This window comes from Aquimarina penaris (assembly GCF_040786285.1).
In the GTDB taxonomy this organism is placed as follows: Bacteria; Bacteroidota; Bacteroidia; order Flavobacteriales; family Flavobacteriaceae; genus Aquimarina.
In genome coordinates this window covers 1155006-1181301 of record NZ_JBFMKQ010000001.1, presented here as the reverse complement: position 1 = coordinate 1181301, position 26296 = coordinate 1155006, and the positions used below count along the sequence as shown (strand labels likewise).

At 33.6% G+C, this 26296-nt stretch carries 31 protein-coding genes; 7 read left to right on the top strand and 24 right to left on the bottom strand.

Annotated features, from left to right (window positions below):
- Nucleotides 1–26: 26 nt before the first annotated feature.
- Genes arfB through ABW637_RS04725 form a run of 6 tightly spaced genes read right to left on the bottom strand, consistent with a single transcriptional unit; the run spans nt 27 to nt 4069 of the window.
- Nucleotides 27–428 carry an alternative ribosome rescue aminoacyl-tRNA hydrolase ArfB gene (gene arfB, locus ABW637_RS04750; protein ID WP_367583487.1) on the bottom strand — a complete coding sequence of 134 codons (402 nt, stop codon included), beginning with the start codon at nt 426–428 and terminating at the stop codon, nt 27–29.
- Entirely contained in the window at nt 425–1990 is a 1566-nt protein-coding gene (locus ABW637_RS04745; protein ID WP_367583486.1) for a DUF4301 family protein, read from the bottom strand. Before ABW637_RS04745 ends, arfB begins: the two co-directional genes overlap by 4 nt.
- Nucleotides 1974–2555 carry an AAA family ATPase gene (locus ABW637_RS04740; protein WP_367583485.1) on the bottom strand — a complete coding sequence of 194 codons (582 nt, stop codon included), beginning with the start codon at nt 2553–2555 and terminating at the stop codon, nt 1974–1976. Before ABW637_RS04740 ends, ABW637_RS04745 begins: the two co-directional genes overlap by 17 nt.
- Nucleotides 2516–3148 (bottom strand): nicotinamide riboside transporter PnuC, encoded by a 633-nt coding sequence (gene pnuC, locus ABW637_RS04735; protein WP_367583484.1) that lies wholly within the window; start codon nt 3146–3148, stop codon nt 2516–2518. The genes ABW637_RS04740 and pnuC overlap by 40 nt, the downstream gene beginning before the upstream one ends.
- Nucleotides 3132–3392 carry a YkoF family thiamine/hydroxymethylpyrimidine-binding protein gene (locus ABW637_RS04730; RefSeq protein ID WP_367583483.1) on the bottom strand — a complete coding sequence of 87 codons (261 nt, stop codon included), beginning with the start codon at nt 3390–3392 and terminating at the stop codon, nt 3132–3134. Before ABW637_RS04730 ends, pnuC begins: the two co-directional genes overlap by 17 nt.
- A gap of 41 nt (nt 3393–3433) precedes the next feature.
- A complete protein-coding gene (locus ABW637_RS04725; RefSeq protein WP_367583482.1) occupies nt 3434–4069 on the bottom strand; it encodes a 4'-phosphopantetheinyl transferase family protein in 636 nt (211 codons plus the stop codon).
- Between the two features lie 132 nt (nt 4070–4201).
- On the opposite strand from ABW637_RS04725, the gene ahcY reads away from it, so the two are divergent.
- Nucleotides 4202–5518 (top strand): adenosylhomocysteinase, encoded by a 1317-nt coding sequence (gene ahcY, locus ABW637_RS04720; RefSeq protein WP_367583481.1) that lies wholly within the window; start codon nt 4202–4204, stop codon nt 5516–5518.
- A gap of 102 nt (nt 5519–5620) precedes the next feature.
- Here the strand turns inward: ahcY and ABW637_RS04715 are convergent, their stop codons facing one another.
- The gene (locus tag ABW637_RS04715) at nt 5621–5959 is read right to left on the bottom strand and encodes a hypothetical protein (protein WP_367583480.1); all 339 of its coding nucleotides are present in this window, start codon (nt 5957–5959) and stop codon (nt 5621–5623) included.
- A 64-nt stretch (nt 5960–6023) separates the two neighbouring features.
- On the opposite strand from ABW637_RS04715, the gene ABW637_RS04710 reads away from it, so the two are divergent.
- Nucleotides 6024–6638, top strand: coding sequence for a hypothetical protein (locus ABW637_RS04710; RefSeq protein WP_367583479.1), 615 nt, complete (start codon nt 6024–6026; stop codon nt 6636–6638).
- A gap of 76 nt (nt 6639–6714) precedes the next feature.
- Here ABW637_RS04710 and ABW637_RS04705 read toward each other — a convergent pair whose 3' ends face one another.
- The 9 genes from ABW637_RS04705 to mutY form a co-directional block, all read right to left on the bottom strand.
- Nucleotides 6715–7296 (bottom strand): DUF3332 domain-containing protein, encoded by a 582-nt coding sequence (locus ABW637_RS04705; protein WP_367583478.1) that lies wholly within the window; start codon nt 7294–7296, stop codon nt 6715–6717.
- A 161-nt stretch (nt 7297–7457) separates the two neighbouring features.
- The gene (gene rpmA / locus ABW637_RS04700) at nt 7458–7718 is read right to left on the bottom strand and encodes a 50S ribosomal protein L27 (RefSeq protein WP_066315824.1); all 261 of its coding nucleotides are present in this window, start codon (nt 7716–7718) and stop codon (nt 7458–7460) included.
- Nucleotides 7719–7789: 71 nt separating this feature from the next.
- Nucleotides 7790–8347: a 50S ribosomal protein L21 gene (gene rplU, locus ABW637_RS04695; RefSeq protein WP_367583477.1), complete on the bottom strand. Its 558-nt coding sequence runs from the start codon at nt 8345–8347 to the stop codon at nt 7790–7792.
- A gap of 101 nt (nt 8348–8448) precedes the next feature.
- Nucleotides 8449–8922: a DUF4199 domain-containing protein gene (locus ABW637_RS04690; protein WP_367583476.1), complete on the bottom strand. Its 474-nt coding sequence runs from the start codon at nt 8920–8922 to the stop codon at nt 8449–8451.
- A 96-nt stretch (nt 8923–9018) separates the two neighbouring features.
- The gene (locus tag ABW637_RS04685) at nt 9019–9894 is read right to left on the bottom strand and encodes a DMT family transporter (RefSeq protein ID WP_367583475.1); all 876 of its coding nucleotides are present in this window, start codon (nt 9892–9894) and stop codon (nt 9019–9021) included.
- Nucleotides 9895–9976: 82 nt separating this feature from the next.
- Nucleotides 9977–10546, bottom strand: a complete 570-nt coding sequence (gene gldD / locus ABW637_RS04680) for a gliding motility lipoprotein GldD (RefSeq protein WP_367583474.1) — start codon at nt 10544–10546, stop codon at nt 9977–9979.
- Nucleotides 10530–11858, bottom strand: coding sequence for a gliding motility-associated protein GldE (locus ABW637_RS04675; protein WP_367583473.1), 1329 nt, complete (start codon nt 11856–11858; stop codon nt 10530–10532). Before ABW637_RS04675 ends, gldD begins: the two co-directional genes overlap by 17 nt.
- Before the next feature lie 24 nt (nt 11859–11882).
- The gene (locus ABW637_RS04670) at nt 11883–12341 is read right to left on the bottom strand and encodes a single-stranded DNA-binding protein (RefSeq protein ID WP_367583472.1); all 459 of its coding nucleotides are present in this window, start codon (nt 12339–12341) and stop codon (nt 11883–11885) included.
- A gap of 241 nt (nt 12342–12582) precedes the next feature.
- Nucleotides 12583–13635, bottom strand: coding sequence for an A/G-specific adenine glycosylase (gene mutY / locus ABW637_RS04665; protein WP_367583471.1), 1053 nt, complete (start codon nt 13633–13635; stop codon nt 12583–12585).
- A gap of 130 nt (nt 13636–13765) precedes the next feature.
- On the opposite strand from mutY, the gene ABW637_RS04660 reads away from it, so the two are divergent.
- The 3 genes from ABW637_RS04660 to ABW637_RS04650 all read left to right on the top strand — a co-directional run bounded on the left by ABW637_RS04660 (nt 13766) and on the right by ABW637_RS04650 (nt 16755).
- A complete protein-coding gene (locus ABW637_RS04660) occupies nt 13766–14056 on the top strand; it encodes an HU family DNA-binding protein (protein WP_130285404.1) in 291 nt (96 codons plus the stop codon).
- A gap of 292 nt (nt 14057–14348) precedes the next feature.
- A complete protein-coding gene (locus tag ABW637_RS04655; protein ID WP_367583470.1) occupies nt 14349–15887 on the top strand; it encodes an Rne/Rng family ribonuclease in 1539 nt (512 codons plus the stop codon).
- A 385-nt stretch (nt 15888–16272) separates the two neighbouring features.
- Nucleotides 16273–16755, top strand: a complete 483-nt coding sequence (locus tag ABW637_RS04650) for a regulatory protein RecX (protein ID WP_367583469.1) — start codon at nt 16273–16275, stop codon at nt 16753–16755.
- Here ABW637_RS04650 and ABW637_RS04645 read toward each other — a convergent pair whose 3' ends face one another.
- The 3 genes from ABW637_RS04645 to ABW637_RS04635 form a co-directional block, all read right to left on the bottom strand.
- Nucleotides 16756–17622, bottom strand: coding sequence for a cupin-like domain-containing protein (locus ABW637_RS04645; protein WP_367583468.1), 867 nt, complete (start codon nt 17620–17622; stop codon nt 16756–16758).
- Nucleotides 17623–17679: 57 nt separating this feature from the next.
- Nucleotides 17680–18783, bottom strand: a complete 1104-nt coding sequence (bioB, locus tag ABW637_RS04640; protein ID WP_367583467.1) for a biotin synthase BioB — start codon at nt 18781–18783, stop codon at nt 17680–17682.
- Nucleotides 18784–18893: 110 nt separating this feature from the next.
- On the bottom strand, nt 18894–20057 hold the full coding sequence (locus ABW637_RS04635) for a beta-ketoacyl synthase N-terminal-like domain-containing protein (protein ID WP_367583466.1): 1164 nt from the start codon (nt 20055–20057) through the stop codon (nt 18894–18896).
- A 132-nt stretch (nt 20058–20189) separates the two neighbouring features.
- On the opposite strand from ABW637_RS04635, the gene ABW637_RS04630 reads away from it, so the two are divergent.
- Nucleotides 20190–20624 carry a cytochrome c oxidase assembly factor Coa1 family protein gene (locus ABW637_RS04630; protein WP_367583465.1) on the top strand — a complete coding sequence of 145 codons (435 nt, stop codon included), beginning with the start codon at nt 20190–20192 and terminating at the stop codon, nt 20622–20624.
- A gap of 1 nt (nt 20625) precedes the next feature.
- Here ABW637_RS04630 and bioA read toward each other — a convergent pair whose 3' ends face one another.
- From bioA to ABW637_RS04615, 3 genes are all read right to left on the bottom strand, one after another.
- Entirely contained in the window at nt 20626–21891 is a 1266-nt protein-coding gene (gene bioA, locus ABW637_RS04625) for an adenosylmethionine--8-amino-7-oxononanoate transaminase (RefSeq protein ID WP_367583464.1), read from the bottom strand.
- A 109-nt stretch (nt 21892–22000) separates the two neighbouring features.
- The gene (gene bioD / locus ABW637_RS04620; protein WP_367583463.1) at nt 22001–22618 is read right to left on the bottom strand and encodes a dethiobiotin synthase; all 618 of its coding nucleotides are present in this window, start codon (nt 22616–22618) and stop codon (nt 22001–22003) included.
- 26 nt (nt 22619–22644) lie between these two features.
- Nucleotides 22645–23799, bottom strand: coding sequence for an aminotransferase class I/II-fold pyridoxal phosphate-dependent enzyme (locus ABW637_RS04615; protein WP_367583462.1), 1155 nt, complete (start codon nt 23797–23799; stop codon nt 22645–22647).
- 78 nt (nt 23800–23877) lie between these two features.
- On the opposite strand from ABW637_RS04615, the gene ABW637_RS04610 reads away from it, so the two are divergent.
- Nucleotides 23878–24420 carry a GNAT family N-acetyltransferase gene (locus ABW637_RS04610; protein WP_367583461.1) on the top strand — a complete coding sequence of 181 codons (543 nt, stop codon included), beginning with the start codon at nt 23878–23880 and terminating at the stop codon, nt 24418–24420.
- 9 nt (nt 24421–24429) lie between these two features.
- Here ABW637_RS04610 and ABW637_RS04605 read toward each other — a convergent pair whose 3' ends face one another.
- Nucleotides 24430–25500: a cytochrome-c peroxidase gene (locus ABW637_RS04605; protein WP_367583460.1), complete on the bottom strand. Its 1071-nt coding sequence runs from the start codon at nt 25498–25500 to the stop codon at nt 24430–24432.
- 7 nt (nt 25501–25507) lie between these two features.
- A complete protein-coding gene (locus ABW637_RS04600) occupies nt 25508–26287 on the bottom strand; it encodes an MbnP family protein (protein ID WP_367583459.1) in 780 nt (259 codons plus the stop codon).
- Nucleotides 26288–26296: the final 9 nt, after the last annotated feature.

The window sequence follows — 26296 nt, the reverse complement described above, 5'->3', positions numbered from 1 at the left end:
ACACGTTTTTGTAAGCAAATTATGACTTATAAGAGAGGTTTTCTGCGGTTTACCTTCTTTGTTGCTTGCTTTTGTTTATTTTCTAACCGTTTTTTTATGGTCGCTTTAGAAGGTTTTGTTGCTTTCCTTTTTTTAGGTACGTAGAGGTTAGCTTTTAGGATATCTAAAAGTCTTTTGATGACTAATTCTTTATTTCTATGTTGGCTTCTACTGTCTCCACATTGTAATAATAAAGCACCAGATTTAGTAATCCTGGAAGATAACTTTTGAGTAATAATTAATTTTTCATCATCTGTAAGTCCAACAGAGTTCATAACATCAAAACTAAGCTCAATTTTTGATGATACTTTATTGACATGTTGTCCACCAGCTCCAGAACTTCGAACTGCTTTAAATTTTAACTCATTTAAGATAACAGAAGTATTCACGAAAAAAGAGTTACCTGGTGAGCCGATTTCAATAAATCATTAACTGTTTTTACCGGATTAAAAGTAGTGAGTGGTACTTCTACAAAAACACTGATCCAATTTGCCATTGCTCCGTTCCATAAACCTGGGAGCTCTAAGGCTTTTAATACATCACCATTCATGGTTTTTTTGGTAATAAATCCTGCTTCGGGATCAACAAACTCGAGTAAGTTAAATTTGTTCCCGTGGTAATCACGTACTCCACACACTAAATCCACCGGATTAAAATGTGTTGCACTTTCGAGAATCTCTTGTTGCCTTCGATCTCTTTTATTAATTTGTGGTGTTTCTATAATTTGAAGTACTAATCTTCCGTTCTCTCTTTTTATCCAGAAAGGACCTCCTCCTGGTTCACCTTCGTTAATAACCATTCCACAAACACGGATTGGTCTATTTAAAGATTGTCGCAAAAATTGCAGTTTATATTTATCCGAGAATTTATCAAAATCTAATGGCAACCTTACATTAAGCTGTTGAACCAAGAACTTTTTAATATCTTTTAGTTCGGCTTCGGTTGGGTTTTTTTGATCTATTGCATTCAATATTCTAAATACCTCATCCTGTATTTCTATTAATTTACCTGCCAATACTTTCTTATATCCTGAAACTTCATCTTGATATTTGCGAACTACCACATTATCTATATTTTTTATATATACAATATCTGCATCGAGATCATCCAGGTTTTCTATTAAAGCACCATGTCCTCCAGGTCGAAATACTAATGATCCGTCTTCTTTTCTAAAAGGTTCATTATCTTCGGTTACTGCAATGGTATCTGTCTCTGGTTTTTGAAAAGAATACGTTATACTAAAATTGGTATTCGTTTTTTGTTCTACTTTTTTCTTAATTCTTTCAAACTCTTCCTTAAAACCCTCTAAATGTTCTTTAGAAATCGTGAAATGTAATTCAGACTCTCCTTTGTCATTTGTATTATAACCAGCAGCTTCGTATAGGTGTTCTTCAAAAGAGGTAGCTATGCTATTCGTATATTTATGAAAAGGAAGTAAACCTTTAGGGAAATCCCCATAATTCAATCCTTTTTCTTTTAGCATCATTTCAACAAAAATGTAGAGTTGTCTCCCTTCTGATAAGGACTCAAATTTAGGGTAGACAAGCTTTACTTTTTCCATCACTATATCGTAGAACGGAAATTTTTCTAACCCAATTAAAAATAGACGTATTGCATTTGCTTTTTCATGATTGGTATAAGAATTTAGGCTTTCTTTCTCGCAATCATAATTGTCTAAAAACCTAAATAAGTCTTTAAACATACGCGTTGCTGCACCAGAAGCTGGAACAAATTTTATAGTTGTAAGGTCAGATAATTTTGAATCATACAACTTAGTGAGTTCAGATTGATAATGCTCAGAGAACTTAAGAATTCCATTATCAAAGGTTGCCGCACTCCTTAAAGCAACAAAAGGAATCTCATTTTTAAAAGTTTCTATTTGCGAGAGCACTTTATCGACAGTTAATCCTTTGGATTTGATCAACTTAATATCTTTATCGGTTATATTCACTTTTTTGTTTTATTAATTGGTCAATAATGGTGATCGTTTTTTTTAAACGAGACACTTTATCTCCTTTTATAACTACATAGGGAAGATTATGTTTTTCGAGTGATTCTTTAAATCGTAAAAATACTCTCTCTCGCTCTGTAGGTTTATCTCTTAAATCATCAGGGATCCAAGGAGTATCAATATAGGTTAAAAGATACAAATCATAAACGTTTTCTAATGAAAATTTATTCAAGACTTCAGGAACCGTTTCATTATAATATATTTCTGAATATACTTTTAACTCTAAAAGATTTGTATCGCTAAACAAGATCTTATTCGCCTTTTTAGACATTTCATTTTCTAGTTTCATTTGCCCTTGAGCAATAGGAAGCAGGTCATCATACGAACAAGTTTCTTTGGTTTTATCCCACTTGTCCTGAAGGTACTCTCGCATATACTCTGGGACCCATTGCGTATCATAATGTGCGGCCAATTGTTTAGACAACGTAGTTTTGCCTGTAGATTCTGGACCAAACAATACAACTTTTATACAGTCGCCAGGTTTTTGTCTAAGCTTTTCTTCCATGCTAAATATCCAAAAATTGCCATAATGGTAAACAAGATATATTGAAAACTTGTAAATGTAAATCCTTTATAAAAATATAAGGGTACAGAAATTATATCCCCAACAATCCAAAAAATCCAATTTTCAATTTTTCTTCTTGCCATCAGCCACATTCCAACAAAAAATATCGCTGTAGTTAAGGTATCTACATAGGCAGTCCAATCGTTCCATTTATCAAAAGTAATATAAACTACATAAACAAAAATCAGGGTTGCTATAAAGATCGAAACTTCAATTATTTTTTCAATTGAAGTCGTTCTAGAAATTGGAGTAACACGAGTTTCATCGATCTTTCGAGTCCATACGTACCAGCCGTAAATACTCATAATAAAATAATATGCATTAATCATCATATCCCCCAATAATGCCCATTTTAAAAGTAAGTATACATAGATTGCTGTACTTACAATCCCTGTTGGATATACCCAAATCTTATTAAACCAAGCAAAAAATACACTGGCAATACCAAATAAAACTGCAATAACCTCTAATGTTATATGCAACGTTGAGTATTCTGCATATTGTCCAAAGAAAAAATCAAAAATTTGGCTCATAATCGCTTCTGTTGCTTTTTACCATTTTCATATGCACCAAAACATGCTCCATATCATTAAACGCTTTTTTAATTTCTTTAGTTAGAAAAGGCATCACCTTATCATAATCTCCATAAACCTGTGTACTTAATGGGTTCTCTAAAACGGTAAATTCTGAAACTCTTAATCGTTTTATAAATCGAATAATATGATCTTCAAAATCACTTTGAAGCGGGGTAAGGGTGAGTTCTATGGATACTTGCATGAATGTAAAATTATGGTTTTTGAAATACGAAATTAAATATATTACAAAGAAGGTAAAGCATATACACAAGTAAAACCTTCAAACTCAATAAAAGCCAAATCGTAGTGAGTAATTTCATCTTCATAATTAATCGCTCCAAAAAGAAATGGATACTCTAATGAAAAAGCAGGGACATAAACATGCTGCTTAAAACTTAACCCTGCAGTTGCATATAACTTGTATAAAGATTCTTTGGCTCCCCAAATCACAGTTAACGCTCTAGTTTTGTCAAGTTTTTGTTCTTCTAAATAGCCGTTTTCTCCTTCATTTACGAACTTATGAGCGATTCTATGAATCTTATCACGCTGTTTTTCGATATCTATCCCTACAGGATGATCACTGATTATTATTGCCGCAAACACATAAGAATGTGAAATAGAAATCTGTTTTCCATCCTTAAGATGTGGTTTTCCAAACTCATCGTAATATAAATCATGATCGGTATACCCTTGTATTGCCAAAAGATGTCTTACACTCATAAAACCTCTGCGATGCATATCGGATTTCATACCAGAGACTCTATCTTTGCAATGCTCGGTTAATTCTACTCCTTCACAAAGTAATTTATAAGACTCTTCGATCTTCCAAATCAACACATTAGTATTTTCGTCTACTGCTATAGTTTTGTATAGAGGCATTTATTTTCTTAAAGTTATTACGTATCTTTGCAAACTGAAAATCGAGGGATATTACCTTATTTTCATAAAACGAATTTAGAACAATTTAGTGCCAAATACCAGAACGCACTTCATAAACATAAAATAAATCTTATGAGTACAAAAACAGTACCTTATGTTCCTTTCAAGGTAAAAGACATTTCATTAGCTGCCTGGGGAAGAAAAGAAATCGAATTAGCTGAAGCAGAAATGCCTGGACTAATGTCTCTTCGAGAAGAATATAAAGATGAGCAACCTCTTAAAGGTGCGCGTATTGCTGGTTGTTTGCATATGACGATTCAAACCGCAGTATTAATTGAAACATTACAAGCTCTTGGAGCAGAAGTTACCTGGAGTTCTTGTAATATTTTCTCTACTCAGGATCAGGCAGCTGCAGCAATCGCGCAAGCAGGTACTCCGGTATACGCATGGAAAGATATGACAGAGGAAGAATTTGATTGGTGTATCGAGCAAACTTTATTCTTTGGCGAAGATCGTAAGCCATTAAACATGATTCTTGATGATGGTGGAGATCTTACCAATATGGTACTAGATAGATATCCAGAATTATCTGCCGGAATTAAAGGATTATCTGAGGAAACAACAACAGGTGTTCACCGTTTATACGAACGTGTAAAAAACGAAACATTAACAATGCCTGCTATTAACGTTAACGATTCTGTGACTAAATCCAAATTTGATAACAAATATGGATGTAAGGAAAGTGCCGTAGATGCTATTCGTCGTGCAACAGATATTATGCTAGCAGGAAAACGAGTAACAGTTTGTGGTTATGGTGATGTTGGTAAAGGTACTGCAGCCTCTTTTAAAGGTGCAGGAAGTATTGTTACTGTAACTGAAATTGATCCTATTTGTGCTTTACAAGCAGCCATGGACGGTTTTGAAGTGAAAAAATTAGAAACTGTTATCGGAAATACTGATATCGTTATTACTACAACCGGTAATAAAGACATTGTTCAAAGTCATCATTTTGAAGCTTTAAAAGACAAATCAATTGTATGTAATATTGGGCATTTTGATAATGAAATCGATATGGCGTGGTTAAACAAAAATCACGGACATACTAAAGACACTATTAAACCTCAAGTGGATAAATACAACGTAAACGGAAATGATATTATCATTCTTGCCGAAGGTCGTTTAGTAAACTTAGGTTGTGCAACAGGTCACCCAAGTTTTGTAATGAGTAATTCATTTACAAATCAAACTTTAGCACAAATTGAACTTTGGAAAAACAGCGAGAAATACAATAATGACGTATATATGCTACCAAAACATCTTGATGAAAAAGTAGCAAAATTGCACTTAGCAAAAATTGGAGTTGAGTTAACTGAACTTCGCAACGATCAAGCAGAATATATTGGTGTAACTGTTGAAGGGCCATTTAAACCTGAACATTACAGATATTAAATCAGACAGCTGGCGTTCTTAGATTTTGGGTCGCTTCGCTTTTTAGAATATATAATAAACCCTTTGCAAAATGCAAGGGGTTTATTTTTGATATCGCAATTATTATTTCTTTTTCTTAAAAATATAACTCATCCAAACAGGGTCATTTTCTTCAGAAACTACAGACTGTCTATCAACAAACTCCCAATTGGCAGTATTCATAAAATTTAATAAATCTGAAGTGTTTTCTAATTTTTCTAACTGTTTGATTGTTATTTGCTTCCCTTCCAGAGATTGTTGCTCTTCAACTTTTATTCGTTTTACTTTACCGCTATTATTTACTTTTTGAATTACTATAATCTCCAGATAATCATATTTTGGTATATCCTGCGAAACAGCTTCGACAGTTATAAACAATAAAAAGAGAGTACACCATAGGGTATTAATCATTGAAATTTTCATAGTTTTTATTCGATTTATGATTTTGGTATAGTAAATTTAGACAATTGGTTTAATCTAATTTAAAATGAAGTTACTTTTTATATTGTTGTGTTTACTGCTTTCTTTGAACAATTATGGGCAAAATAATACTCAGATACTTAAAGACATAAGACAGAAATATAACATGATTACAGAATTACTTGAACAAGACAATCTTGAAGAAGTAGCTGTAAGAAGTGATTGCAATGATAGTGGACAGATTAATGCATCTTTACATTTTTACTATAATGAAAGCAAGCTGGTATATATGAATTATGAATATCGTGAAGGACATAGCAATAATATCTATCATTATTATCTATGGGATAACAAATTAATTTTTTATTTAGCAGAATACGCATCTTGGACATGGGATTATGAATGTACACCAAGTGAACAAGGCTTTACTAATGAGATATGGACCTATGAGGAACACCGTGTATATTTTAATGATCGAACTGCGACAAAGTGCTTATACAAAACGTATGAAGAAAAATCGGTTGATCAACCTTATGAAGGGCCGCACGGATTATCTGATACTATAAAAAATGAAGAGATAGATTGCAACAGAGATTCAATAAAAGAAATTATTAAAACATATCTTCAATTAGCAAGCTCTAAAGATGGTACTACTGTAGATATTTGTAATATCCTTAATTAATTGATAAGATAGCTTAAAAAGAAAAGCCTTTCCTATAATAGAAAGGCTTTTCATTGCTTGTATATTTTTAAAATATTTAGTTAGCTTCGGCTAATAAACAATTTTCATATAACGCTATTTTATTTTGAATTAATGCCAAACCTTCGCTTCTTGATGCCATAGGATCAATTTTTATTTTTCCTCCATCTGGCATGTGCATAACATAAAATCCATTTTCAAAAGATGATAACTTTAGTACTTCTCCATTAGGTTTTATAGCACTCCATGATTTTTGAGATGGGCTATATACCAGGTCTAATTTTTCACCTTTTCTGTCGCCTTCGATTACTTTAATTTGTAATCTATTTTTAGTGGCAATCATTTCAAAAGTGTTTCCTTCTTTTTCTATAATCTGCGTTTCAATATCTCCTTCATTCATCGCTATAGGATTAGAGCCACTCCAGAATTCTATTACATTAAAAATGAGTACATCACCAACAAAAAACAATCCATAAACAGGTATAATATTAAATACCCAAAAAATGAGGTTGTCTAAAAATTTGCTACTGGTTAATCCATCATTCCAATCTCTTAATCCATTAAATGCAGAAAAAGATCCCAGGCAACTAGAAAATAAGACCGATGCCGATAATAAAGTACATACTGTTAGTTTTTTCATAATTGTAAATTTTAAGATTCCCTTAAATTTATAATTACTTTTTTTAACATTTGAATTTTTATAATTTAATTATGAAGAAATGAGTATTACTTTGAAAGAAAAGTAAAAAACCCTTTTCAATATTGAAAAGGGTTTTTATATATTACAAAGGAAAGATCCTGCTATGCTTCAAAAGGAACTATTGAAACATAAGACTTATTGTCTTTCTTTTTAGTAAACTTTACCATACCATCCACTTTAGCGTGTAATGTATGATCTTTACCAGCGTATACGTTTTCACCTGGTTTGTGTGCTGTACCTCTTTGTCTAACAATGATGTTACCAGCCACGGCAGCTTGTCCACCAAATATCTTTACACCTAAGCGTTTCGATTCTGATTCTCTACCGTTTTTCGAACTACCAACTCCTTTTTTATGAGCCATTTTCTTTCGGTTTTATGCCTGTCTGCCGACAGGTAGATTATTAAATAACAGGGAAATCCCTGCTGACTTTTTTATTTTCCTTGTAAAGCTTCGATTAATTCTGCTTTCTTCATTGAAGAAATTCCAGAAATTCCTTTTGCTTTCGCCATTTCTTTCAACTCAGCAACTGTTTTAGCACTTAAGTCTTCAGTTTTTGCTTTTGGCTTAGCAGTTTCTTTAGCTTTAGTTTCTGCTTTTGGAGCAGAAGCTTTCACTTCTTTTTCTGCTTTTGGAGCTGCTTTCTTAGCGGCTGCCTTTGGAGCGGCTTTTTTAGCTCCAGAAGTTACAATGCTTTCAATTACGATTTCTGTAAGAGATTGACGGTGACCATTTTTAACACGGTATCCTTTACGTCTCTTTTTCTTGAAAACAATAACTTTATCACCTTTTAGGTGTCTCGTGATTTTTGCTCCTACTTGAGCTCCATCTATAGCTGGGGCGCCTAAAGTAACATTATCTCCATCTGCTGCAAGAAGAACTTTATCAAAAGAAACTTTATCTCCTTCTTCTCCTGCTAAACGATGAACAAATACTTTTTGGTCTTTTGCAACCTTAAATTGCTGCCCTGCTATCTCTACAATTGCGTACATAGCGTAACGTTTAATTAATTAGTTTTTAAATAAAAGAACTACACCTAGTTTTTCGATAGGCGGGTGCAAATATACTGCTAATTAATTAAAAGACAAATATTTTAAGCCTCTACAGGGGGAGAATTATGATTTTTTTTTGGATTCCAACTTTCTTTGAATAATTGCATGAAAGATAAGGTAAGTACAAATGTGGTTGCAAAACCCATAATTGCAGCAATAAATACAACAATACCTACACCTACATGATAATGAGAGCTCCAATTAGCTAACATTTCTGGCAAAAAGTTAGTATTAATATTGGTTACATAAATGGCAAAGAAAATTGTAAAAATGATAGTTGCATTAAATCCTGTGAAAAGACCCGCCATAAATCCTTTTTGATAATTAAAGTCGCCTCCTTTCTCTTTTTTATAATTTTTCATCGCACTATATAACCCAAGAGCTACAATAACACCATTACCTAAACTAAAAACGGGATTTGTTTGCACGCCTATTAAAGAAAGAATTAAAAAATATGCAATAAGACCTATGGCGATTAATACTCCATACTTAATAGGAATAGCAAAATTTTTCATAATTTTCTCTTTAAGATTCTTACTTAAAAGTATGAAAATTAAGGATTTATTAACCTTAAAAGGTTGTTAATTTATCGCTAAGAGAGTTTTTATCCTTTATCTATTTTTATTGGTAAGAGACACTCCAAAAATGATAACGCCAGACGCCAACAACTGGTATAATGAAAATTTTTCTCCATCCCATAAGCCCCAAATCAATGCAATAATAGGCATAGTATAGGTAACAGAACTTGCAAATACTGGTGTGCTTATCTGTACGAGCTTGTTAAACATTATCTTAGCAATACCTGTACCAACAACGGCCAATATTGCCATATATATGATGCTAATTTGTACAATTTCATCCGAGGTTATCTGCAATGCGAAAAAATCAGAAAAATAAAGCACAATCAATGCCGGAATAATGAGCACTATAAAATTACCATTGGCAATCGCCATTGGCGAGATATGCTGCAAATATCGTTTAATGATATTTACATTAATCCCATAACCAAAGGTGGCAATAATAACTAAAAAAGCATATCCATAATTTTGGTCTGGGTTGATAATTGATCCTTCCCAAATTAATCCTACGCTTCCAATCAATCCAACAATTACACCTGTTAGTTGATTCTTATTAAAGCGAATTGAAAACAGTATAATCCCCAAAACAAACGTAATCAAAGGAGTCAATGAATTAAGTATCGATGTAATCCCACTATCGATTTCTGTTTCGGCAAAGGCAAATAAAAAAGCCGGAATAAAGGTTCCTACAAAAGCAGAAATAGTAATCCATTTCCATTCATTTCCCTTAATCGTTTTTATACTTCTAAATCCTATTGAAAACAAGAATATAGCAGCAAATGTTGTTCTTAATGCTCCCAATTGCATTGGAGTTAGGCCAATAAGTGATTTTTTGATTAGAATAAATGAACTACCCCATACCAATGATAGTATCACCAGATATATCCATTTTAGCTTCGTATTTTGCATTTCCCTTTATTAAAGTGCAAAAGTGATAAAATTATAAATGTGCAAGACAATTTTAGAAGAAAATTAACTACTTAGCAAAAAGCTATTCTTTCCAATGAAGTGTTTCTATAAGGTGCTTTATATCATTGCGCAAATAATTTGCTGCTGGCAATATAGAATCATAGTTAGGTTTTACCTTAAAATATATAGAACCCACCAAAAAATGATCAAGACTATCTGTAGCATAAAACTGAGAAGGAGAAGCAGCATCACCAGATACCTTATAAATCATCCCGTACACCTTTTTTTCAGCATTGACATATTCTTCTGGTTTAATTGCGTCTGCCTTGATAAAATGCTCCTGGGTGAGGTTTTGGGCATCCCTTAAAAGTGAATCAAGGTTATTATGCACCCTATAGTAAGAAAGATATAAGGTTGCCTTCATATTACTATATTCTAGATTGTACCAACACGCTCTGTTTCTTTTGGCTTTTTGAAGCTTTGAGAGTTCGTTTTTCTCAAAAGAATAAGGACAAGGTAGCGACACCTCTTTGTAATCTGGAGTTGGATAACTTAACCTTAGCATTCCTTCAGGCTTAGGAAGAATCTCTCCCTTGCACGAAAAGAATAATGCAGTGCTAACTAATAAAAGGAGTCTAAGTATTTTTTTCATTAATGGTTAATTTGACTTGCTTTATTCTTTTATTATCTAATGATTCGACCTTAAACAAATATTTGTCTAATGTAATCGTTTCTCCTCGTTTTGGAAAACTTCCTGAAATTTCTAACAAAAGACCAGCTATAGTTTCTGCTTCTCCTTTGTGGTTTTCAAAAATATCATTGTTTTCGAGTTGTAAGACTTTATAAAAATCTTTTAAGGCCGTTCTTCCTTCAAAAACATAATTATTATCATCTAATTTTGAAAAAATCAGATCTTCATCATCAAACTCATCACTAATGTCACCAACAATTTCTTCGATAATATCCTCAAGAGAAATTAACCCACTCGTACCTCCATATTCATCTACTACAATGGCTAAGTGGTTCTTTTTGTCTTTAAAATCATTTAATAAATCATCTAACTTTTTATTCTCTGGCACAAAATACGGTGCTCTAAGCAAGCTCATCCAGTCAAAATCAGTCTTATTAACATATGGTAAAAGGTCTTTTACATACAAAATACCTGTTACCTTGTCAATACTTTCTTCATAAACCGGAATTCGAGAATATCCATTGGTTATGATTTCGGGAAGAATTTCTGTATACGATGATTCACAGTTAAGGGCAAAAATGTCAATTCGAGGCCTCATCACTTGTTTGGTGTCTGTATTTCCGAAAGACACAATACCTTCGAGTATTTTTTTCTCTTCTACAGTAGTATCCTTATCTGATGTTAATTCTAATGCTTGTGATAATTGATCAACACTTAGGTTAGATTTCTGTTTTCCCAGTCGATTATGAATTCCTATCGTTACTTTTCGCATAGGTAGGCTAATTGGTGTGATCATCCAATCTAATACACCAAGAGGTCTGGCCATGAACTTAGCAAATTTCACCTTGTTTCTACTTGCATATATTTTAGGTAAAATTTCTCCAAAAAGCAAGATCAAAAATGCTGCAACCCCTACTTCTACGACAAATCTTACATTAATCCAGCCTAACCAAACATAATCAAGATTTCTAAAATAGACTTCCCCAAGAGCATCAAAAAGCAAAACTATAGCAATATTGATAAAATTATTAGCTACTAATATTGTGGCTAGCAATTTTTTAGGGTTGCTTAGTAGTTTTGTAACAATTCTAAGGTTTTTAGATGAATTTTCTTCATCCTTAAGATCTGTTGGAGTTAATGAAAATAAAGCCACTTCGCTACCGGATATAAGTGCTGAAAAAATTAGCAATACGATGAGCAACACTAAATTAATCGTTTGTGCAATATCAAATACTAATAACGAAATAAATAAAGGTTCAGGATCAGGGTCCAAATTGTATTGGTTTAGTTAAACATATCAGAACGGAAGATCATCTTCTTCTGTGTCTGGTGATACCGGGGTAACCGGCTTTGGATTATCCTCTGGAGTACTTGCCTGTGGCTTGTCTTGAGGAATAGTCCCAGAGGATTGCGGCTCATTTTTAGGAGTAAGAAAAGTAAAATCTGTACATTGTATCTCTGTGCTGTACCTATCCTTACCTTGCTCATCTTGCCATTTTCTGGTTTTAAGACGACCTTCGATATAAATTTTATCTCCTTTATTAAGGTACTTTTCGCAAATTTCTGCGGCCTTATTTCTTACTACAATATTATGCCACTCTGTAGTGGTTACTCTCTCATTCGTGCTCTTATTAACGTAAGAGTCATTAGTTGCCAAGGGGAACCTTCCAATGCACCCACCACCTTCAAACCAATGCATCTTTACCTCATCACCCGTGTGCCCTATAAGCATTACTTTATTTAGTGTTCCAGACATAATTATTCTTAATTTAAAGTTGCAAAGAAATAATAAATCATAGAGAATAACGCTATCTCTAGTATCTTATTTCTTATCGACTTTGTTTATAGTAAATGTAATAAAAAAATGACAAAGATATCATTCTAAACCTACCCTTAACGCATACATTAAACAATTAAAATTAATTTAGTTCTCGCTTCCTCTACAAGAAGATCACCTTTAATTAATCTGTTTGGATGCGAATTTTGAAATTAGCGTCTCACCGAAAAAAATCATCTATAAAATTACCTAATAAAATAGGTACTGGATACTTGTGCGCATCTGTAAAATCAATAACTTTTTGGGGAACCACAAGCTTAGGAGGCGTATCCACTTTCACAATATAAAACCTGGTATACAAATGCTGATGAGATAACTTATGAACTATTGGTTCTTTTTTATAGGGCGTAATCTCATACTCAGAACCATTTAACATTTCTTGAAATACAGTGTTAGAAGCTATTGTATCTGTATCATTTTTTTCTCCTTCTATTAACGGAAATTCATACAACCCTTTCCAGATTCCATTCCCCATTCGCTGTTGTAGTATGGTTTGATTACCATTAATAGAGTATACTAAATAATTAAAATATCTTATTTTAACTTTCAGTTTTTTGGTTTTTACAGGCAAATCTTCAATCCATCCATTTTTTAGACTTTCACAACCATCATTAAGAGGACATACTATACAATAAGGAGTCTTCGGCTTGCATTGCAATGCTCCGAACTCCATAATTGCCTGATTATAATCGGCAGGTTCTTCATGATCCATCAATTCTACAGCCAATTCTTTAAACTCTCGTATTCCTTTTGTACTATTAATTGGAGTTTTAATCCCAAAATACCTAGATAACACTCGATATACATTTCCATCTACCACAGGAACCGCTTCACTGTAACAGATAGACGCTATTGCACTGGCTGTATAATCCCCAACCCCTTTCAATTTTAATAAATCCTTATAAGTAGAAGGAAAAACACCGTCTAACTCATTAGCCACATACTTCGCTGTTGTATGTAGGTTTCTCGCCCTTGAATAATACCCTAATCCCTGCCACAATTTTAGAACTTCATCCTCAGTAGCATTAGCCAAATCAAATACTGAAGGAAAAGCATTAATAAATGACAAATAATAGGGCAATCCTTGCGCCACTCTGGTCTGTTGAAGTATAATTTCACTCAGCCAAATGTGGTAAGGATTTTTAGTTTCTCTCCATGGCATCATTCTTTTGTTTTGTAAGTACCACGTAATGAGTTTTTTAGAAAATTTCATAACAAAATTATAAGTTTTGTAAAATTAAATGTTTAAAGATGATAATTTCATCTTAAGTATTGATATTTTGGATTTTAAATTCTTATATTTGCCCCCTTGAAAATTTAAAAACCCCTAAATAGGAATTATAATGACTAAAGCAGATATTGTAGCAAGAATTTCAGAAAAGCTAGGAATTGAAAAAGGAGATGTTCAGGCAACTGTTGAAACATTTATGGAAGAAGTAAAAAACTCTCTAGAGAGTGGAGATAATGTTTACCTAAGAGGATTTGGTAGCTTTATCATCAAAACTAGAGCAGAGAAAACTGGACGTAATATTTCTAAAAATACTACGATAAAGATCCCTGCACATAACATACCGGCATTTAAGCCTGCAAAAGTTTTTGTAGAAGGTGTAAAAACTAATGTAGAAGTAAAATAATATAATAACAATAAATAAACAATTACACTATGCCAAGTGGTAAAAAACGTAAAAGACACAAGGTAGCTACGCACAAGCGTAAAAAGAGAAGAAGAGCCAACCGCCACAAGAAAAAGTAGTTTTCTAACTACTTTTTTTGGTTAAAAAGTTAAGTTCTTTGAAATCGAAATATGGCCTAATATACTACCTATATCGAGGCTTTATTTCAATGGAATTACATAAATTCCTGTGAAAAAATTGTATAATCCATCTGTCTCGATAAGTTATCGAGGTGGATAAAAATCTTATCAGAGTGAACAAAGAATTGATCATTAGATCTGGTTCCTCTACAGATTTTGCCTTATTAAAAGATGGAAAACTAATTGAATTACATAAGGAAGAAGATGATAGTAATTTTTCGGTAGGTGATATTTTTATCGCTAAAATCAGAAAATCTGTCCCAGGTTTAAACGCTGCATTTGTTAATGTAGGATATGAAAAAGATGCATTTTTGCATTATCATGACCTCGGCCCTCAAGTATCTTCTTTACTTAAATTCATTAAACGTGTAAGCACAGGTAAATTAAAAAATTATTCTCTTAAGGATTTTCCTATAGAGAACGATATTGATAAACACGGTACTATTACCAATGTGTTAAAATCAAATCAATCACTACTTGTACAGATAGTGAAGGAACCCATATCTACCAAAGGCCCTCGAATTAGCTCTGAGCTTTCGATTGCAGGAAGATATATTGTTTTAGTCCCTTTTTCTAACCGAATTTCTATTTCTCAAAAAATAGAATCTTCTGAAGAAAAGGAACGTTTAAAAAGACTTGTAAAAAGTATAAAACCTAAAGGTTTCGGAATTATTGTACGTACAGTAGCAGAAGGCAAAAAAGTAGCAGAACTAGACAAAGATTTGCAAAATCTAATCGGAAGATGGCAAAGCATGTGCAAAAAATTGTACAAAGCACATCATCCGTCAAAAGTATTAGGCGAAATGAATAGAGCATCCTCTATATTAAGAGATGTTTTTAATGACTCCTTTACTTCTATCGTCGTTGATGACGAAGATTTACGCAACAGAATTAAAGAGTATCTGCAAGAAATTGCACCCAAAAAAGAATCAATTGTAAAACTTCATGATCCTAAAGTACCAATTTTTGAAAAACATGGTATTGAACGGCAAATCAAAACGAGTTTTGGCAAGACGGTATCAATGAGTAAGGGCGCTTATTTAGTTATTGAGCATACAGAAGCTATGCACGTAATTGATGTAAATAGCGGTAACCGGTCTAACAAAGCCAAAAACCAGGAAGATACTGCACTCGAAGTTAATTTAATCAGTGCATCTGAAGTAGCACGCCAACTACGTCTTAGAGATATGGGTGGTATTATCGTAGTCGACTTTATAGACATGAATAATGCCGATAACCGTAGAACGCTCTTCAATCATTTACGAGAAGAGATGAAAGACGATAGGGCGAAACATAAAATTTTACCGCCAAGTAAATTTGGCTTGATTCAAATCACGCGACAACGCGTACGACCTGAAATGAATATCAAAACCCGTGAGGAAGATCCTAACGGAATAAATGGCGAAGTTGAGGCGCCTATAGTTTTGGTAGAAAAAATAAAGGTCGAATTAGAAAAATTAATTAAAAAAGACCATAAAAAGATAACGCTTAGTGCGCATCCTTTTATTGCAGCTTTTTTAACAAAAGGATTTCCATCCACCCGATCCAAGTGGTTTTTTGACCACAAAAGATGGGTTAAGATTGTACCTAGAGACGCTTACACGTATTTAGAATATCATTTTCACGATAAAAATGGTGAATTGATAAAGTAAAAGATAAAAACCCGGTTCTTAATAGAACCGGGTTTTTTGTTTTTATACATCTCCTCTATATTCTATCCGGTCAAAAATTATCAAAAAAATCCCCCAGTCTCAAAAAATGAAACTGGTATAACTTATCCTTGTATTGTAAATGACCAATTCATTTATATGTGTAGTTAACCATTACGGTAGCAAAAGAACCAATTTATTATAGAAAACCTAGGGGTAGGCGAAATCAAAATTGGATCCTGATGCAGTAATGATATCCATTAATTTGGTTAGTTGAGTTTACGAATTCCCCTACCTCTTGCGTAGGGGAGTTTTTAATACGCTTTGCTAAAATTGATATGCCAAAGTAGTCACACACAACAAAAAGGTTTCTATCTTTGTTTACAACATGTATACATCACCCAAGCAATCTATAACTCTTACAGAAGCGATCAAGAAAATGGAGCGCTACTGTGCCTATCAAGAAAGATGTCACAAGGATATAGAAGACAAGTTGAATACAATGAAGTTGATCCCAGAAGCCAAAGAGAAAATTATCTTACACCTTTTAGACTATAATTTTCTTAATGAAGAACGATTCGCAAAAAGCTTTGCCCGAGGAAAATTTAATATAAAAAAATGGGGGAAACAGCGAATCATAAGAGAGTTAAAATATAGAGGGATCTCGGAGTACAATTTAAAGACAGCATTAAAAGAAATTTCAGAAAAAGACTACCTGGATACCTTTCACCAACTTGCTGAGAAAAAGTATAATACAATTAAAGAAACAAATAAAAACAAAAAGCGAAAGAAACTAGCGGACTATCTTTTATATAGAGGCTGGGAAACTAATTTAGTGTATGAAAAAGTGAATGAACTTATTTCTTTTTAATTAAAAACCATTTATTTTATTGGTTTTAGAAATTGCTTTTGCATTTCTGTACTCCATCCATTTTTGCCCTCCTACTTTTCGCATAGCATTATCCAAATATCGCATTATAAAGACATTATAAGTCGCTTCAGTAAAATTACTCATCTTTTTAGCCACAGAACGTATACTCATAGAGAATCCGGGTGTTAAATATGTCATCTGGTGCCAATATCCTTCTGGCATATATAATGTTTCTCCATGCTTTAAATTTGCAATATACCCTTTAGCTTTTTTTAAAGCTGGCCATTTCTCAAAATCAGGATTTGTATAGTCTATTTCTTCATGGGAAATCAATGTATGTGGTACTTTGTATAGGTATTTAGTTTCAGAAGGAGGAAATAAAATACATTGTTTTTCTCCCTGAAAGTGAAAATGAAGAATATTTGCCAAATCTATATCATAATGCATATATACTTTAGCACCAATCCCTCCAAAAAACAAAAATGGAAATTTCTTCATGAATTTTAATCCTAAATCCGGATATCCGAAATCAACCTGAAGCTCTGGTACTTCTTTAAGCAAATTATATAGGAAAATTCGGTAATTGGTAGGTTCATTATTAAGTAAGTCTATATATTCCCCCATTCTCATACTGGTATGAGCCTCGTTAAACTTACGTGATGATGAAAAGCGCCTATCATCGTATAGAGGTACCGTTTTATCTCCGGCAAGCTTATTAATATAACACAAACTCCATTTATGATAAGCCGGCCAATCTTCTATCAAGCGTTCAATTACCGCCGGTTTTTGCAATGCAACATATTTCCTTAGAAATTCTTCTTTGGTAATAGTTTCTACTCTTGGTATTTGCTCTAAATTTAATTTCATAGACCATGAAAATAATTTTAAAACCTTATCGTATCAAAAAAGCCAGTCGTTATGCTTTTATTTATCTGCAACAACTCCTTTAGCCTTTTGCTTAGCACTTTCATTTCTCTCGATAGTATGGTCGGGTCTTGACCATTTTGGTTTTTCTCCCAGAGGTTCAAATTTCGAATCTTTGGCTTCAATAGTATCTGGTTGTGCCTTTTTAACGAATGGTTTTTGTGGCTGAAGACCCAACATCTTAAACATCTCCATATCTTCACTCACATCTGGATTAGGAGTAGTAAGTAATTTATCTCCGGCAAAAATAGAATTTGCACCAGCAAAGAAACACATTGCTTGTCCTTCTCTACTCATTTCTGTTCTTCCAGCCGATAAACGTACTTGAGTTTTTGGCATGATGATTCTGGTCGTAGCCACCATTCTGATCATATCCCATATAGCCACAGGTTTTTCCTCTTCCATAGGTGTACCTTCTACTGCAACTAATGCATTTATAGGCACAGATTCTGGTTGTGGGTTTAATTTTGATAGCGCTACCAACATTCCGGCACGATCTTCAACGTTTTCTCCCATACCAATAATACCACCACTACAAACAGTTACATTAGTTTTACGAACATTATCAATAGTTTGTAAACGATCTTCATATCCTCGGGTAGAGATTACTTCTTTATAATATTCTTCTGAAGTGTCTAAATTATGGTTATAGGCATATAATCCAGCTTCGGCAAGACGTTGTGCTTGGTTTTCGGTAATCATCCCAAGTGTACAACATACCTCCATATCTAATTTATTGATGGTACGAACCATCTCTAAAACATTGTCAAATTCTTGTCCGTCTTTAACATTACGCCATGCTGCTCCCATACATACTCTAGAACTTCCTGAGGCTTTAGCACGCAATGCCTGAGCTTTTACTTGTTGCACACTCATTAGATCATTTCCTTCAATATCTGTATGATAACGGGCTGCCTGAGGGCAATATCCGCAATCCTCTGGACATCCTCCTGTTTTTATTGATAACAGGGTAGATACTTGCACTGTATTAGGATCATGATACTCGCGATGAATGGTAGCTGCTTCATAAAGCAAATCCATTAAGGGTTTATTATAGATATCTAAAATCTCTTGCTTTGTCCAATCGTGTCTAATAACGCTCATAAAATAAGGTATGTGAATCATCAAAAGTAATTGTTTCCATTTAAAAAACACAAATTACAAAGATCAAATTCACCTATTTTTAGTTACAATTTATACTTAATTATGTTAATTTACGTGTTTGATTCTAGCAAAATACTAACCGCATTTCCACCAAAACCCACAGCATTTATAATAATCTTATTTAATTTTTGAGGAATCGTTTTATATTCTACAAATGGAACCGGTACGAATTCTTGATGTTGTAACATTAAAATCGCCAGTTCGAGACTCAAAATTCCGCTAGCGCCAAAGGTATGACCTATTTTCCATTTATTAGTAGTTAAAGCAGGGATAGCGTTCCCAAAAACTGCTTTTATAGCATTGTATTCTGCCAAATCGCCTTTTACTGTTCCTGGAGCATGCATTACAATCGCATCTATTTCATCTATTGAAATTTCTCCTAATGCCATTTTCATAGATTTTTGAAAACAATCAGCATCTGTAGATATAGAAATATTATGTTTCAAAGGTTCTGTTGCATACCCTATTCCTTTTATTATAGCTAATGCATTTTCTTGATACCCTTTTTCTAAACAGGCAATTGCGGCTCCTTCTCCGAGAAACATAGAATTTCTATTTTTCTCTAAATTCATTGCCTGGCAAGGGTATTTTGATTCGCTATCTGAAGCATAAATCTTTAATGCCTTCATTTGTGCTATCGTAAATGGTGTTAATGGAGCCTCACTTCCGCCTACCAAAAATTTATCAGCTAAACCAGATTGCAACCAAGCAACACCGTTAAGCACGGCATGCAATGCTGTCGAACAAGTAATCGAATGGCTAATCACAGGACCATTAGTTTGTAAATCATGGGCAATCCATGATGAAATATTTCCTAGAGTAGTGGTAGGCGAACTTAGTGTTGATGATTTACCATGTTCAAGAAATTCTTCATGGTATTTTTCAAAAAGTCCCGTGGCTCCTCGTGAGGAACCAATATTAATCCCAAAATCATTGTCATTACCCCATTTGGCTATATCAATAGCTTTCCTTGCGGCATACATTCCAAAAAGCACAGAATCATCCAAAGATTCATATTGATGAGTCTCTGCTCTCAATTTGGCAATGATTTGCTTTACCTCTGGGCTAAGCGTAGCTATTGGTGTTTGCTCCCCACCAAAATCTTTAAAAGAAATACAATGATGTTGATCTTTGTACCTTTTCCATATCTCTTCAGATGAAATTCCTAATGAGGAAATAGAAGAAATCCCTGTTATTGATATAGTTTGCTGCAATTTTTAAGTTTTGGCAAATGTACTAGTTTGTTGAATAAATATTATGTTTTTTGCAATACTTTAAAAATATATTCTTCGTAACAAAAAACAAATTTTGGATACCTATCTTTAAAGCAAACTATTTCAACAACTATGAATAATCATACACAACATAAAAGTTGGTTTAGCCGAAATTGGGGTTGGGCAGTCCCTCTTGGAGGTTGCCTTACCATCATTGTCTTATTTTTTGTATTTCTCGGCTCTGTTATATTTGGAGTTAACGAATTAATAACACAGTCTGTTCCTCATCAAGATGCTCTAGTAAAGGTAAATGAAGATGAATATATAGTAGATATATTAGGCGAACCTATAGAAACAAATGGTATCATGAATGGTAATCTGTCTTATAAAAACAATGTGGGTTCTGCAGATATTTCTATCCCTATAAAAGGACCAAATGGAGAAGCACAATTGTATGTAGTGGGAACCAAACAAAATGATCAGTGGTCATATACAGAAATGTATGTTATTATTTCTGAAACCGATGAACAGATTGATTTGTTGGGGTATGAACAGAACGATCAATAACTTATATTGTTTCTAGCAAATCTACAATCACATCATAAATAGTGTTCAATTGCCCTTCTGTAATTACATAAGGAGCTAAAATATAAATCGTACTCCCTAATGGTCTTAAAAAGATCCCATGCTCTATAAAATGATTAAAAATCTCATACCTTTTTTTACCATATCGATCCATATCGATGTTAAGATCTAAAGCATATATAATCCCTTTTTGCCGAGTCGATTTTACCTTAGGATGATCTTTGATTTTATTATTAAACTGCTCATGCGATTTAATTATCCTCTGAATGTTGTTTTGGATTTCTTCAGAATGTAATAATTCTATCCCTGCAATGGCTACAGCACATGCAATTGGGTTAGCAGAGTAGGTGTGTGCATGAAAAAAGGCTTTGCCTACAGAATCATCCAGAAATGCATCATAAACCTCTTGTGTACAACTGGTGACTGCCATGGGTACAAATCCTGCTGTAAGCGCCTTGGACATAGAAATAATATCGGGTTTTGTTTCTATATAATCAGATGCAAAGTTTTTACCCGTTTTACCAAAACCAGTCATCACCTCATCGGCGATAGTAATAACAGTATTCTTTTTGCAAATATTTAGGATTTGATCCAGGTATTTTGCTTCAAACATGTGCATTGCATTAGCTCCTTGCACTAAGGGTTCATAAATAAACGCAGCTACATTATCGGTTTCTATAATTGAATGTAACCCCTGTAGAACACTTTCAATATTTTCTGAATTAGGAGTCGGAATTCGTTTTACATCAATAAAAAAATCTTCAAAAGGGCCATTATAGACCGAAAGACCAGAGGCAGACATGGCACCAAAAGTATCACCATGAAAACCATCCTCAAATGCTATAATCGTATTTCTTTTCTCCCCTTTATTAAAATGGTACTGCAATGCCATTTTGATTCCTACCTCATTTGCTGTAGATCCATTATCAGAAAAAAATATTTTTTCCTGATTACTAGGGAGCATTTTAATTAACTCTTCGGATAACCGAATGGCCGGTTCATGTGTAAACCCTGAAAACACAATTTGATCCAATTGCTGCATCTGTTGTTGTGCCTTAGTAAGAATATGATCATTACAATGTCCATACATAGCCGTATACCACGAAGAAATACCATCGATATACGCTGTACCATCTTCTCCATATAAATAGACTCCCTTTGCTTTAATAATTGGTAATGCCTCTGGATGAATTTTATGCTGCGTTAATGGATGCCAAAGGTGTTTTTTATCTCTTTCTTTTAAAGTCATAATTATATTCATTCGCGAGGGCAAAAATCTTATTAAGTTTAACCCTGTGTATCATATGGATTCCGGCCTACATTTCTACGAGCTCAATGTGGCACACCGGAATTACAAATTAAAACGATTCTAACGTATCTTTAAACAATTCTGCATACTCTTTAACTACGACTTTATCAAAATAAGGTTCATTATTAATTCTACCTATCACTTGAATTCCTGTCATTTTTTTGATAATGTCTTCGGTAGTTTTGTGCTCTTCTCCATTAAAAATGATCGCAGGATTGTATCCTTTATTTTTCAAAATCTCTAAGGTCATCAAAGTATGGTTAATACTTCCTAAATAATGTCTAGATACTACAATAACCTTATACTCTGACTTTATAATATCTACTATAGTTTCGGTATTATTTAGAGGCACCAACAAGCCTCCTGCGCCTTCAATTACTAAATTATTATCCGTTTCCGGAAGAATAATTTTATCGATGTTAATAGTTATTTCATCAATTTCTGCAGCGGCGTGCGGACTCATCGGAGTATGTAATGCATAACTATTGTTATGAAAATGTGATTTTGGATTAGATACTAGTCGCTTAACTTTGTCGGTGTCAGAAAATTCTAAATCTCCTGCTTGTATAGGTTTAAAATAATCTGCTTGCAATGCTTCGACCACGATTGCTGAAGCAATTGTTTTTCCAACTTCGGTTCCTATTCCTGTAATGAATATTTTTTTCATAAGCCTCTTAGCAATGCTTCGTTTTTTTATTTTGAAACAAAGGTAGCCAACAACTCTAAAACTTCGCTAATTTCCTCTTTAGAATTAAAACTATGAAGGCAAAAACGCAATCGTTCTTTACCTTTTGGCACTGTAGGTGATAAAATAGGTTTTACATCGAATCCTAGTTCTTTAATTTTGGTAGCAATATTTTTTACATTTTCATTACCAGAAACAATACAACAATGTATTGCAGAATTACTTTCAATAAATCTAGATTTTAGATTTGTAGTTTCTATTTTTTTATTGAAAAACTGTATATTTTGGTGTAGTTTTTCAATTTCAGTTGTACTTTGTAATTCTTGGTAAGCCGATTGGATTGTGGCCAATGAATGTGGTGGCAATCCGGTAGTGTAGATAAAACTTCTGGCAAAATTTACCAAAAAGCCTTTTAATTTTTCTGATCCTAAAATCACTGCTCCGTGACACCCTAACGCCTTACCAAAGGTATTGATCCTTGCAAATACTTGATTTTCTAACCCAAGTTGCTGAAGCAGCCCCACACCTTTCTCTCCCAAGATTCCGGTAGCATGGGCTTCGTCTACAACTAGGTAATACCCATTGGATTCGCAAAAATCAACAAAACCTTTAAGATCAGGCGAATCTCCATCCATAGAGAAAACTGATTCGGTTACAACATATATTTCTTTGTCATTGTTGTTTATATTTCGACTACGCTCAATGTGCCAGCGAAGATTTTCTAAATCATTATGTGCAAATTTATACGCTTTTGCATTACTCATTTGGATTCCGTCCCGAATCGAGGCATGGATCAATTCATCATAAAAAATCAAATCCCCTCTTTGAGGCACCGAAGAAAAAAAGCCAACATTAGCATCATATCCAGAATTAAAGATCAATGACGCTTCGGTATTATGAAAATCAGCGAGTATTTTCTCTGTTTTTGTATATAATTTATGATTGCCAGACAATAGACGAGAACCTGTTGCTCCATTTTGATATATTTTTTTTTCAATCAATAATTGATGTGACCTATCGAAAATTATGCTTGATGACGCAAAGCCCAGGTAATCATTAGATGAAAAATCGACCAGGTTGTTTTGCTCTGAAAGTTTTCGCAAAGCACTACTTTCTTTACGTTGATCTACTTTTTTTGTCAGTTTGTTAGGAAATGTTTTCAATCCTTTTGCTTTATTTATCTTTACAAAGATAGACAATGCATTAACTTTATTGAGGCATCTTTAAGTATCCATATCAGAATGAAAAAGATTGACTACACCTGCACATCTACTATTGATGAATTAGAGCAAATTATCCAGCTTCAACATCATAACTTACCTTCTTCAATTTCTATCACCGAAAAACAAAAAGAAGGCTTTGTAACCGTACAACATGACCTGGATATTTTAAAAAGAATGAATGACCTACAGCCTCATATCATAGCAAAAGATGACGACAATGTTGTTGGGTACGCCTTATCAATGGTTAAAGATTTTAAAAATGACATCGAGGTTTTAAAGCCCATGTTTGACAAAATAGACAGGCAAATAGGTGATAAAATATCGTATGTTGTTATGGGCCAAATATGCATTGACAAAGCCTATCGAAAACAAGGAATATTTAAGGGGCTATATCATAAAATGAGAGATGAATTAAAGTCGAAGTACAACCTACTCATTACAGAAGTCGCTGCAAACAATAATCGTTCATTACAAGCACACTATACTGTAGGATTTACAGATTTGCTTGTATATGATGCTAAAGGTATTACCTGGCACATAGTGCAATGGGATTGGAAATAATATACGTAATCAAAATTCTGCAAAACGCTGATCATTAAGAAAATCATCATCTGTTAACGTTTTTAGAAACGCTATGATTTGTTGTTTTTCTATATCTGTCATTGGTATCCCAACAACACTACCACTTTCATCCTTAAACATTGGATCTAAGGTTTCTGAATCTACCATACCGTCGCTGTAGTGATTTAAAACATCGTCTAATGTTGTAAATCTACCGTCATGCATGTACGGAAACGTAAGTTCAATATTTCTTAGGCTTGGTACCTTGAATTTTTGCATATCTGCTTCAAATCCTGTTACGCGTTTTCTTCCAATATCGTTATACTGCGGGTCTACAGCAAGTCCATTGTTACGATATGACTGATCTGTAAAAAGTGTTCCAGAGTGACAAGAAGCACATTTTGCATTAAAAAGATCGAAACCTGCTTTTTCATCATCGGTAAAAACAGAACCTTCATTTCTTTCTATCTTATCATATTTAGAATTAGCAGAAACCATCATGATCATAAATTGAGAAAGGGCTTTGAGCATATTCTCAGAATTAATTTTTTGATCTTCGAATGCTTCGGCAAATAGTTTTACGTATTCTGGTTCATCTTCTAATTTTTTAAGAATACTGTTAAAGGTTTCATTCATTTCTACCTCTGCAGTAATAGGTACAATAGGTTGCAAATCTAAATGCATTACGGCACCATCCCATGTAAATTCTTTCATAAATGCCATGTTATGTAATGGCTGCGCATTACGTGTACCTAAAGCACCGTCTACACCATGACTAACAATATGAGTATGATGAGTAAACGCAAAATCTTGTATATGACAAAACCCACAGGATATTACACCATCGGATGCTAGTTTACCTTCATAAAACAGTTTTTTCCCTAATTCGAATCCTTTTTCGGTAGGGGGATTGAGTGAAACGTTATAACTAGGTTCGGGAAAATTTGCCGGAACCGTAAATTCTAACTTAGCATTTTCAATCTCTTCTTCTGGAGGTGTAATAGAAACATAATCATCCTTTTCGGAGCTGCATGAAGCTCCAAAAAGGATAACTATTATGTAGTATGCGATTAATTTCAACGTTATTTTAATTAGTAACACCAGTTACGCTAAACATGGTGCTTATGTTTTTAGCAATTATTGGAGCATTTATAGGATCTACCTGTACATTACTTGCTTTATCTAAAGAGTGTGTGTTTGTGCTATCAAAAATCTTTGCTACATCAACATTTATTGCCACCTCTGGTGATGATGATTCTGCTATGGTTAATGCTTCAGGCAACTCTACTGTTATTTCTTGATAATTATCTAATGTAGCTCCATGACTCCCCACATGAATTATAAAAGGTTCATCGATTTTTGGACCAAATGTAAATGTTCCTTCAAATTTAAGGAATTTATATCCAGCCGACCAAGACCATAACATCCCATTATCTTCTGCAGTAGGAATAAAATCAGCCATACCCGACTCAAATGGGTATTTAGATGCCTCTACTCCAAAACCAAATCTAATTTTAGTATATTCTCCAGCGTTTATGTCCGAAAGACTAATTTTTTGACTTGCTACTACTTCTTGATTAATTACAAAGTAGCTTCGATCTACTGGATATATAAACTCTTCGCCATTGGCTTTAATTAAAACAATATTACTTATGATATATTTTAATTCAGAAATGGTATACTCTTCATTACTTTGATTGGTATATGAATCTGTACCTAATTCGATACCGGTATTATTAATTGTGTTTTTAAAATCAAGTGCAACAGTACCAAATGTTTCTGGTGGTGTAATAGCATTATCATCATCATCTTTACATGATATTACACTTATTACGATTGCTAAAAAGATATATATTATTTTTTTCATTGTGTGTTT